This is a genomic window from Paraburkholderia sp. PGU19, assembly GCF_013426915.1.
Taxonomy (GTDB): Bacteria; Pseudomonadota; Gammaproteobacteria; order Burkholderiales; family Burkholderiaceae; genus Paraburkholderia.
In genome coordinates, this window is the sequence record NZ_AP023180.1 from 946,028 (window position 1) to 957,535 (window position 11,508).

Annotated in this window: 5 protein-coding genes; 3 read left to right on the top strand and 2 right to left on the bottom strand. The window is 63.4% G+C overall.

All coding sequences use genetic code 11. The features are described from left to right. A complete protein-coding gene (gene pelF / locus H1204_RS21850; protein WP_180732783.1) occupies window positions 1-1,587 on the top strand; it encodes a GT4 family glycosyltransferase PelF in 1,587 nt (528 codons plus the stop codon). 16 nt (window positions 1,588-1,603) lie between these two features. Further along, window positions 1,604-2,974 carry an exopolysaccharide Pel transporter PelG gene (gene pelG, locus H1204_RS21855; protein WP_180732785.1) on the top strand — a complete coding sequence of 457 codons (1,371 nt, stop codon included), beginning with the start codon at window positions 1,604-1,606 and terminating at the stop codon, window positions 2,972-2,974. A gap of 42 nt (window positions 2,975-3,016) precedes the next feature. Here pelG and H1204_RS21860 read toward each other — a convergent pair whose 3' ends face one another. Continuing rightward, entirely contained in the window at window positions 3,017-4,072 is a 1,056-nt protein-coding gene (locus H1204_RS21860; RefSeq protein ID WP_180732786.1) for an aldo/keto reductase, read from the bottom strand. A 389-nt stretch (window positions 4,073-4,461) separates the two neighbouring features. Between H1204_RS21860 and H1204_RS21865 the strand changes: the two genes are divergently transcribed. Then, window positions 4,462-8,937 (top strand): DEAD/DEAH box helicase, encoded by a 4,476-nt coding sequence (locus H1204_RS21865; RefSeq protein ID WP_243468746.1) that lies wholly within the window; start codon window positions 4,462-4,464, stop codon window positions 8,935-8,937. A 792-nt stretch (window positions 8,938-9,729) separates the two neighbouring features. Here H1204_RS21865 and treA read toward each other — a convergent pair. Then, window positions 9,730-11,367, bottom strand: coding sequence for an alpha,alpha-trehalase TreA (treA, locus tag H1204_RS21870; protein ID WP_243468777.1), 1,638 nt, complete (start codon window positions 11,365-11,367; stop codon window positions 9,730-9,732). Window positions 11,368-11,508: the final 141 nt, after the last annotated feature.

Here is an 11,508-nt window from a genome sequence, read left to right on the forward strand (position 1 = left end):
ATGTTCTCGTCTAAAACGCCGTCACTGCCGCACGCGGATTCCGCCGATATCGCCCTGCTGCTCGAAGGCACGTTCCCCTATGTGAGCGGCGGCGTGTCGAGCTGGGTCAATCAGGTCATCCGCGCGTTTCCCGAGTATTCGTTCGCACTGTGCTTTCTCGGCAGCCGTCCGCAGGACTATCCGAAGATGCAGTACGCGCTGCCCGACAACGTCGTGCATCTGGAGAATCACTATCTATATGATTTCGCGCCGCCGCCGCTGGTGAACAAACAGCGCGGCGACGCGTCCGCGTTCATGCGCTCCGCGCATCTGCACGAAGCATTGCGCAACCCGGCAATGCGCCACGCGGCGGGCCGCATGCTCAAGGACATGTTGAACGACCTGGGCCCCGGCGGCGCATTGGGCGAAGACGCGTTTCTCTATTCGAAGGAAGCCTGGCACTATCTGACCGAGCAATACCGGCAGTTCTGCACCGACCCGTCGTTCGTCGATTACTTCTGGACCGTGCGGATCATGCACAAGCCGCTGTGGCAGCTCGCGAAGATCGCCGATGGCCTGCCGCGCGTGAAGATGTTCCATACGGTATCGACGGGTTACGCGGGTTTTCTCGGCGCGCTCGCGCGCTATCGCCATGCGCGGCCCTTGCTCGTGTCGGAGCACGGCATCTATACGAAAGAACGCAAGATCGATCTGTTCCAGAGCGAATGGATACGCGACAACCGCAGCATCTTCGAGCGCGACGTGTCGCAGATCGGCTATTTCCGCGACCTGTGGGTGCGCTTCTTCGAGACGCTCGGCCATGTGTGCTACGACGCGGCTGAAGACATCATCGCGCTCTATGAAGGCAATCGTCGTCGGCAGATCCTGGACGGCGCGCCCGAAGCGAAAACGACCAACATTCCGAACGGCGTGAATCTTCCGAAGCTCGCGCCACTGCGTGCGCAGCGCGCCGCCGGCGTGCCGAAGACGTTGTGTCTGATCGGCCGCGTCGTGCCCATCAAGGACATCAAGACCTTCATCCGCGCGATGCTGACCGTGGTGCGCCGCATGCCCGACGCCGAAGCGTGGATTGCCGGCCCGGAAAACGAGGACCCGTCGTATGCAGCCGAATGTCATGCGCTCGTCGAGAGCCTCGGCCTGAACGACAAGGTCAAGTTTCTCGGCTTCCAGAAGATCGACGAGTTGCTGCCGAAATGCGGCGTGCTCGTCCTCAGCTCGATTTCGGAAGCGCTGCCGCTCGTCGTGCTCGAAGGCTTCGCGGCGGGCGTGCCGTCCGTCACGACGGACGTGGGCTCGTGCCGCCAGCTGATCCACGGGCTGGATGGTGACGACGCGGCGCTCGGCGCGGCGGGCCGCGTCGTACAGATCGCCGATCCGCGCGCGCTCGCAGAAGCGGCGCTCGATCTGCTCGACGAAGACAACTGGCGCGCCGCGCAGCAGGCGGGCATTGCGCGCGTCGAGCGCTATTACACGCAGGACCAGATGGTCGGCTCGTATCGCGATCTGTATGCGCGGCTCACCGCGCAGGCCGATCTCGCCGATCCACCCGCATCGGAAGCCGATCTTCCGATGCCGATGCCTCACTGAACGGGAACACGCGACCATGGCAGGCATTGGTTTCGAACTTCGCAAGATGCTCCGGCGCAACACGCTGCTGGGGCTGATGCAGGCTTATACCTACGCGGGTCTGATCGGCGCGGGGCCGTGGGTGCTGTCGATCGTCGGTATTCTGCTGATCGGCGTGCTCAGCATTCCGTTCGTGTTGCCCACGGGATTGATCACGCAGTTCCAGGTGTCGGTCACGTATCTGATTTCGCTGTCGCTCGTGTTGACGGGGCCGTTGCAGCTCGCGTACACGCGTTTCACGTCGGACCGGCTGTTCGAAAAGCGTCGCGATCTCGTGCTGCCGAATTTTCATGCGGTGATGTTCATCGTCACGGTGGCTTCGACTGTGCTCGGCGGGTTCGCCGTCGTGTTTCTCTTTCCGCAGCAGACGGCCGAGTATCGCCTGCTGATGCTCGCGGGCTTCGTCGTGATGGGCAATATCTGGATCGCGACGATCTTTCTGTCGGGCATGAAGCAGTACATGTCGATCATCGTCGTGTTCTTCATCGGCTATGCGGTGACGACGGGCGCGGCGCTCTCGTTGAACCGGTTCGGTCTGACGGGCTTGCTGTCGGGGTTCGTGATCGGACAGACGGTGTTGCTGGTGGGCCTGCTCGCGCTGATCTATCGCGACTACCGCAGCGACCATTTCATTTCGTTCGAAATGTTCCGCAAGCAGTATCGTTTCCCTTCGCTGATGCTGACGGGCTTTCTGTACAACCTCGGCATCTGGGCCGACAAGTTCATGTTCTGGTATTCGCCCGGCACGGGACAGCCGGTGATCGGTCCGCTGCGGGCTTCGATCATTTACGACATTCCCGTGTTTCTCGCGTATCTCGCGATCATTCCGGGCATGGCCGTATTTCTGATGCGTATCGAAACGGACTTCGTCGAATACTACGACGCGTTTTACGATGCCGTGCGTGAAGGCGCGTCGTTGCAGCACATCGAGCGCATGCGCAATGCGATGGTCGAAGCGTTGCGCAACGGCATCTGGGAAATCATGAAAGTGCAGGCGATCGCCGCGATGATGCTGTTCGCGGCGGGCACGATCCTGCTGCAATGGCTGCAGATATCGACGCTGTATCTGCCGCTGCTGTATATCGACGTGATCGCGGCCAGCATGCAGGTCGTGTTCATGGGCACGATCAACGTGTTCTTCTATCTCGACAAGCGCAAGATCGTGCTGTTGCTGGTGGGTACGTTCGTCGCTTCGAATGTAGTGTTCACGGCGATCACGTTGTCGCTGAACCCTGCTTTCTATGGTTATGGGTTTGCAGGTTCGCTGCTGCTCGTCGTGCTTGCGAGTCTTTATCTGCTGGACCGCAAGCTGGATTCGCTGGAGTATGAGACGTTCATGTTGCAATGAAAGCGCGGCGTGGACTGCCACGCCGCGCGCTTCACCTTGCGCTCAAACCTCGTCGCCAAAGCGCGTTTCGGCGATCTGCTGGCGGCGCTGGTCGCCCTGTCGCTCCAGCATCCAGCCTGGATACTCGGACGGCAGGCGGCTCACTTCGTCGAGCTTCTTGAGGTCTTCCGCACTCAGTTCAACCTTCGTCGCGGCGATGTTGTCGTCGAGTTGCTCGACCCGCTTCGCGCCGACGATCACGCTCATCACAGAGCGTTGATGCAGTAGCCACGCCAGCGCAATCTGCGCGACCGACACGCCCTTCGCATCGGCGATCGTGCGCATCGCGTCGACGCAATCGAACGCACGCTCGCGGTTCACGGGCGGGAAATCGAATGTCGTGCGGCGGCTGCCGGCTTCGCCTTGCTCGTCACGCTTGTATTTGCCGCTGAGCAAGCCGCCTGCAAGCGGACTCCATACCATCAGGCCAAGGCCCTCGCTTTGCAGCATCGGCACCAGTTCGCGTTCGAGATCGCGGCCCGCGATCGTGTAATACGCCTGCAACGTGTCGAAGCGCGCGAGGCCAAGGCGTTCCGAAATGCCTAGCGCCTTCGCGATCTGCCACGCGGCCCAGTTCGATACGCCGACGTAGCGCACGTGGCCGTGCTGCACGAGCGTATCGAGCGCGCGCAGCGTTTCCTCGATCGGCGTGGCGGGATCGAAGCCGTGTATCTGATACAGATCGACATGCTCGAGTTGCAAACGCTGCAAGCTCGCCTTGATGCCGTCCATGATGTGGTAGCGCGATGCGCCGCGCGCATTCGCGAAATCGCCCGTCTGACCGAATACTTTCGTCGCGACGACGACGCTGTCGCGCGGCACTTTCAGGTTCTCCAGCGCCTGACCGGTGATCTGCTCGGAGACGCCGGACGAGTAGACGTCGGCCGTGTCGATGAAATTGATGCCCGCGTCGATCGCGCGGCCGATCAGACGTTCGGCATCACTCTGCTGCAGATCGCCGATGTGTTGCCAGATGCCGCCCGTGCCGCCGAAGGTCATCGTGCCGAGGCACAGTTCCGACACGAAAACGCCAGTGCGGCCAAGCTGGTTGTATCGCATGGTTCGAGACTCCAGGTGGGTGATGATGCGGTGCTGGGTCGATCAGGATACTCAATGCGTGGCAATGCTGCTGGTGGGTTGACATGGCTTCAAGGTTGTCTCGTGCGATGCAGCATGGACCGCTTTTTCGAGCACGCTTTCATCACTATTTCACATAGCATCGGCGTCATGTTCTATCAGCCGATGAGATTCGTGCGCGTGAACATACCGTGACCGGTGATGCCGTCGTGCGCTGGAAGTTGTCGACCGGTAGTTGCGTTACCCCACGCACAAACGCCTGCCCCGGCACGCCCCCGCGAAACCTGCGAGACTGAATGGGTCTAACGGTTTTTACGGGCATGGCACGCCGCGCACTGGATATGCGGCGCCCCGCCCCCATCTTCGACCTCATGACTTCCGCCTCTTCCGCCGCTCTCGGGCTGGCCGACCCCCTGGCCGATTTCCATCCGGCCGTCGCGGGCTGGTTCCAGAAGACCTTTGCCGCGCCCACGGACGCGCAGGTCGCCGCATGGCCGTTGATCCGCAAAGGCCGGCACACGCTCGTCGCCGCGCCGACAGGTTCGGGCAAGACGCTGACCGCGTTTCTCGCCGCGCTGGACGAACTCGTGCGCGACGGCCTCGCGCACGGCGGCGCATTGCCGGACGAGACGCTGGTGGTCTACGTGTCGCCGCTCAAGGCGCTGTCGAACGATATCCGCGTCAATCTGCAGATGCCGCTCGAAGGCATCGCGAGCGAACTCGCCGCACGCGGGTTGCCCGTGCCCGAGATTCGCACCGCCGTGCGCACGGGCGACACGACGCAGCAGGAACGCGCCGCGCTGAAGAAGCGCGCGCCGCACATTCTCGTCACGACGCCCGAATCGCTGTACGTGCTGCTCGGCTCGGCGTCGGGCCGCAAGATGCTCGCGACGGTCCGCACGGTGATCGTCGACGAAATTCACGCGATGGCGGGCGGCAAGCGCGGCAGCCATCTCGCGCTGTCGCTCGAACGGCTCGACGCGCTGTGCGGCCGGTGCCTGCCGCGCATCGGCTTGTCGGCGACGCAAAAGCCGATCGAAGCCGTCGCGCGCTTTCTGGTCGGCGGCGCGAGCATTGAAAGCGATGAGCCCGCCGACTGCGCGATCGTCGATGTCGGCCATGTGCGCGAGCGCGATCTCGCGCTGGAGATTCCGCCCGTGCCGCTCGAAGCGGTGATGTCGAACGAAGCCTGGGAGCTCGTCTACAACCGGCTCGCCGAACTGGTCGCGCTACATCGCACCACGCTCGTGTTCGTCAACACGCGGCGCATGGCCGAGCGCGTCGCGCGGCATCTGACCGAGCGTCTCGGCAAGGACGCCGTCGCCGCGCATCACGGCAGCCTCGCGAAGGAACATCGCCTCGACGCGGAGCAGCGTTTGAAGCGCGGCGAACTGCGCGTGCTGATCGCAACGGCATCGTTGGAGTTGGGCATCGATATCGGCGACGTCGATCTGGTCTGCCAGATGGGCTCGCCGCGCGCGATCGCGCCATTCCTGCAACGCGTCGGGCGTTCGGGCCACCATGTGGGCGGCATGCCGAAGGGACGGCTGTTCCCTGCTTCGCGCGACGATCTGATCGAATGCGCGGCGTTGCTCGATTGCGTGCGGCGCGGTGAACTCGATCTGCTACACATTCCGCGCGCACCGCTCGACGTGCTCGCGCAGCAGATCGTCGCCGAGGTCTGCAACGCCGAATGGAGCGAGGACGCGCTGTTCGAACGCTTCCGCCACGCCGCGCCGTATGCTGCGCTCGAACGCGAGCAATACGACGCCGTGTTGCGCATGCTCGCCGAGGGCTACACGAGCCGTCACGGTCCGCGCGCTGCGTACGTGCATCGCGACGCCGTCAACGGCACATTGCGCGGACGGCGCGGCGCGCAGTTGTACGCGGTCACGTCGGGCGGTACGATTCCGGAGAACGCCGATTACGCGGTCATACTCGAACCGCAAGGGCTCAACATCGGCACGGTTAACGAAGACTTCGCCGTCGAAAGCCTCGCTGGCGATGTATTCCAGCTCGGCAATGCGTCATACCGGATCATGCGTATCGAAAGCGGCCGCGTGCGCGTCGAGGATGCGCAAGGCCAGCCGCCGAACATTCCGTTCTGGCTCGGCGAGGCGCCCGGGCGCAGCGACGAATTGTCGGCGGGCGTCGCGCGGCTGCGCTCGGAGATCGAGCGGCGGCTCGCCGTCGCGAAGACCACTTCACTCATTGCTTCGGATACCGATACATTTGACGATTCGCACGGCGGCATCGCAGCCGTCGCCGAACAACCGGCTACGGTTGCGCTCGATCTCGAACCCGCCATCGCGTGGCTCGTTGAACAGACTCATCTGCCTGAAGCGGCGGCACGCCAGATCGTCGAATATCTGGCGCGCGCCCGCCAGACGCTCGGCGCGCTGCCCACGCAAGACACGCTCGTGATGGAGCGTTTTTTCGATGAATCGGGCGGCACGCAGCTTGTCATTCATACGCCCTTCGGCAGCCGCGTCAATCGCGCGTGGGGCCTCGCGTTGCGCAAGCGCTTTTGCCGTACGTTCAATTTCGAGTTGCAGGCGGCCGCGACGGAAGACGCGATCGTGCTGTCGCTGACGGGCGCACACAGCTTCGCGCTCGATGACGTGTGGCGCTATCTGCGCTCGGCGACAGCCGAGCATGTACTGATCCAGGCGCTGCTCGACGCGCCGCTGTTCGGCGTGCGCTGGCGCTGGAACGCGACCACGGCGCTTGCATTGCCGCGCTACACGGGCGGACGCAAGACGCCGCCGCCGTTGCAGCGCATGCGCAGCGACGATCTGCTCGCGACCGTGTTTCCCGATCAGGCCGCGTGCCTCGAAAACATCGCCGGCGAGCGCGAGTTGCCGAGTCATCCCCTCGTCGATCAGACACTGGACGACTGCCTGCACGAAGCGATGGATACGGATGCGTGGCTCGCGTTGCTGCGCCGGATCGAAAGCGGGCAGATCGCGCTTGTGAGCCGCGACCTGCCCGCGCCATCGCCGCTCGCTGCGGAAATCCTCACGGCGAAACCGTACGCGTTTCTCGACGATGCACCGATCGAAGAGCGCCGCACGCAGGCCGTGCTGAATCGCCGATACACGAGCGGCCCCGAATCCGCCGACGATCTCGGCGCGCTCGATGCCGACGCGATTGCGAGTGTCGGTGAAGAAGCGTGGCCGCAAGCGCGCAACACGGACGAGATGCACGAAGCGCTGACGGGCCTTGCGTGCATCACGGAAGCCGAGGCGCAGCGCAACGAAGCCTGGCCCGCATGGCTCGTGGAACTCGCTAAAACAGGCCACGCCGCGCGAATGCAGATCGCGCAACACGACGCGTTGTGGCTGCCCGCCGAGCGCCTGACGTGCCTGCATGCGATTTATCCGCGGGCTGAAGTCGAACCGGCGCTGCGCGTGCCGAAGGGTTTCGACGATGCCTGGACGGAAGACGACGCGCTCGTCGACGTGGTGCGCGCGCGGCTGACGGGATTTGGGCCGCTGCCGCTTGCGTCGATCGCACGTGCGCTGGCGCTGCCCGCTTCGACCGTCGCGCAGGCGCTCACGCGGCTCGAAGCGGAAGGTTATGTGATGCGCGGCCGCTTCACGCCGGGCGCCACGGATGAAGAATGGTGCGAGCGGCATCTGCTCGCGCGCATCCATCGCTACACGGTGCGGCGCTTGCGGCGCGAGATCGAGCCCGTCGAGCGGCACGACTTCATGCGCTTCCTGTTCGCGTGGCAGCGCCTGACGCCCGATACGCGTGGCGAAGGGCGCGACGCGCTCGCCGCCGTGCTCGATCAGCTCGAAGGTTTTCAGGCGGCCGCGAGCGCATGGGAAGAAGACATTTTGCCCGCGCGGCTGAAGGACTACTCGATCACATCGCTCGACGAGCTGTGCCGTTCCGGCAAGATCGTCTGGACCCGGCTCACGGATCGCGCGCGCGGCGCCAGCGGCCCGGTGCGCAGCACGCCCATCGTGCTGTTGCCGCGCCGCGCGCTGCCCGTGTGGACCGCGCTGCTGGATACGTCGAAACAGCCGGAGCTGTCGCCGAAAGCGCAACTCGTGTTCGATGCGCTGACGCAGCATGGCGCGATGTTCTTCGACGAGCTATCGGGCGACGTTCGTCTGCTGCGTGTCGAACTCGAAAACGCGCTCGGCGAACTGGTCGCGGCGGGGCTCGTCAATTCGGATAGTTTCGCGGGACTGCGCGCGCTGCTGAAACCTGTCGCGAAGCGCAACGCGTCGTACTTTCCGAGCCGGCGTCCGCGCGGCGCAGGCGCGTTAATCGGCGGAATGGACGATGCGGGGCGTTGGGCGCTGTTGCGTCGTCGGCCTGTCGGCGCTGTGTCCGAAGAACCCGCGCCCTCTTCTTCGCGACGTTCTTCGACGTACGCGCCCGAAGTGATCGAGCATGTCGCGATGGCGTTGTTGCGGCGCTATGGTGTCGTGTTCTGGCGGCTGCTGGAGCGCGAAGCTGAGTGGCTGCCGCCGTGGCGCGATCTGCTGCGTGTGTATCAACGGCTCGAAGCGCGCGGCCAGGTGCGGGGTGGACGCTTCGTCAATGGTCTCGCGGGCGAGCAGTTCGCGCTGCCCGAAGCGATTCCGCTGTTGCGTGAGGTGCGACGTCATGCGAACGATGGTGCGTTTGTGTGCGTTGCGGGCACTGATCCGCTGAATCTGGTCGGGACGTTGCTGGCGGGTGGCAAGGTGCCTGCTGTTGTGGGTAATCGCGTGTTGTATCGTGATGGTGTGGCTGTTGCGTCGCTCGTCGCGGGCGAGTTCAATTTGCCCGATGATGCCGATGGCCAGACGAAGCAGTTGATGCGGATGCGGCTCGCGCGGCGATATTGAATTGTTGGTCTTTTTGGTTTTGCTTTCGCTGGAATCTGCGGGCTGCTCTTTCGCTGGCATCCGCGTTTTGTTAGCGTGCTTCAAGCGTCGCCCCTGTGCGGGGCGGCACCTACTTTTCTTTGCCGCCGCAAAGAAAAGTAGGCAAAAGAAAGCGGCTCACACCGCTAATTCTTGTGTTTGCCTGAGGGCCCCCAACCGGTCTTACGCCTCAAACGGCAGCGATTTTGTTCGCGCGTGTTGCCAACGCGCTGAATGGGCGCCTCACCCGCTTCAAACACCCGCACAAGGGCTAGCGGCAGCGAATGGTATGTGCCGCCCAGGTGGCAAACTGTGTGTAGGTTGTCGCGGCGTACAGCTTGGCGCTCTTACAGGGTGGGACGCATGCGCTATTGGTCCGGAGTGAGGCGTGTGGGGTACTACGGCCTACGCACAGTTTGCCACCTGGGCGGCCGTGGAATATCTGGCACGGCATGATGCAGCGCGGGTGCGTGAAGCGGGTGATGCGCACCGCAAGAGCGTTGGCAACGCACGTGAGCACGTGCGTTGCCGTGTGAAGCGTAAGAACCTCTGGGGGCCCTCAGGCAAGAAGAAATGTTGGCGGTGTTAGCCGCTTTCTTTTGCCTACTTTTCTTTGCGGCGGCAAAGAAAAGTAGGTGCCGCCCCGCACAGGGGCGACGCTTGAAGCTAGATAACGCATCGCGGATGCCAGCGCAAAGGCCCAAAAACCAAACCGCGGTCGCAACACGCACAACGGTGCCCGCCTCAACCGCGCCGCGCTCGCGGACTAGCGCATCACTCGCCTGGCGCATACAGATCCAGCAACTTCAACGTCACGCCATTGGTCCACCCAAACCCATCCTGCAACGGATACTCACCGCCCCCTCCGCCGCCCGTCCCCGACCCTTCGACGACATACTTCTCAACCAGCTTCTGCTCCTTCGCATAAACGTTCTTCACATCCGCGAGAAAGCGCGTGCCAATCTGCTGCGCGAGATCGCTGCGCCCATACCGCCGCAACCCTTCGATCGCGATCCAGTGCAGCGGCGCCCAGCCGTTCGGCGCGTCCCATTGCTGGGTCGTTTCGTAGGTCGAGGTCGTCAGGCCGCCCGGCTTGAGCAGCACGCCCGCGACGACGTTTGCCGTCTTCTGCGCCCGATCGGGCCACGCGGCGCCCGCAAACAGCGGATACAGCATCGCGGGCGTCTGGTTGTCACGCGGCTTCGCGAGCTTCCAGTCGTAATCGCCGTAGTAACCTTTGCTATTCCACAGATACCGGTTGATGCCTTCGGCACGCTTCGCCGCCTTGCCAATGAACTGCACGACACAGCTGAAATCCCGCGTCTCCGAACAACCGCGCGCGATGGTCGTCTCCAGATGGAACATCAGGCTGTTCAGATCGACGGGGATGATGGCGGTCGTGCGAACGGTCGTTAGATTCATGTTGTCGCCGAACCAGCGCGAGCTGAAGTCCCAGCCGCTTTCCGCCGTCGCGCGCAGATCGCGGTAGACCTCGTTCGGCGCGCGGCCGGTTGCCTGCTGCGCCGTCTGCACGTCTTCGAGATACGACTCGTCGCGCGGCGTGTCGAGTTCGTCCCAATAGCGGTTCAGCACGGTCTTGTCCGGCAACACGACGACATTGCGCGTCGCATCGCCCGGCTTCGTCGTCGACGCGCCCTGCATCCAGTACGCGTATTCCTTGCGCATCGCCGGCAAATACTTCTGATAGACGCGCCCGCCTTCGACCTTTGCCGCAAGCTCGACCATGTACGAGAAGAACGGCGGCTGCGAGCGGCTCAGATAGTAAGTCCGGTTGCCGTTCGGAATGTGGCCATACGTGTCGATCATGTACGCGAAGTTGTCGAGCATGTTGTCGACGAGATCTTCATGTCCCGACTCCTGCAAGCCCAGCATCGTGAAATAGGTGTCCCAGTAGTAGCCCTCGCGAAAGCGCCCGCCCGGCACGACATAGGGCTTGGGCATCGGAATCAGCGAGCTGTACGGCGGTGCCGTCGTCGTCGTGCGCGTGAGTTCGGGCCACAGCCAGTTGATGTGATCGCGCAGCGACTGGTTCGGCGGCGGCGTGATCACCGGCTCGGAAGGTGGCGTGAAGTACTGGTCGACGAAATTTTTCAGCGAGAAGTTCGGCTGGCTCTTCTGCGTTTCGTAGGCCTGCAGGATCGTTGCGGGGTCCGCTTTCGGCAGCGCGTCGACGAAGGTCTTCTGGTCGGGATAGATCTGCTGGGTCTGCACGGCGACGAACAGGTCGCCATACAACTTGTCGGGCGGCGGCGGCAACCTGCCGCCCACCTGCGTATCGGCGCTCGCGATGCGCGCGAACCCTGCCAGCAGCACAAAGCTTGAAAACGCAACAGCGCGGACGGCGGTTCGCCTGCGCAGAGGCGGCGCGGATGAACGCGCCGCGCGTTGCATCGGGTCAAAAAGAACTGCGGTTGAATGAAGTGTATCGATGCCACGATCAGACGACAGCCTACTCATGTCTCCCTCCTCGGAAAGGTGGACAACCGGTCTGGTCTGCCGTCGCGCTTTTTGATTGCCACGCGAGCATCGCAT

What these genes read in the sequence shown, in the direction of transcription:
- pelF (WP_180732783.1), top strand. Translation starts at nt 1, where the DNA reads ATGTTCTCGTCTAAAACGCCGTCACTGCCGCACGCGGATTCCGCCGAT.
- H1204_RS21865 (WP_243468746.1), top strand. Translation starts at nt 4,462, where the DNA reads ATGACTTCCGCCTCTTCCGCCGCTCTCGGGCTGGCCGACCCCCTGGCC.
- treA (WP_243468777.1), bottom strand. Translation starts at nt 11,367, where the DNA reads ATGCAACGCGCGGCGCGTTCATCCGCGCCGCCTCTGCGCAGGCGAACC.
- H1204_RS21860 (WP_180732786.1), bottom strand. Translation starts at nt 4,072, where the DNA reads ATGCGATACAACCAGCTTGGCCGCACTGGCGTTTTCGTGTCGGAACTG.
- pelG (WP_180732785.1), top strand. Translation starts at nt 1,604, where the DNA reads ATGGCAGGCATTGGTTTCGAACTTCGCAAGATGCTCCGGCGCAACACG.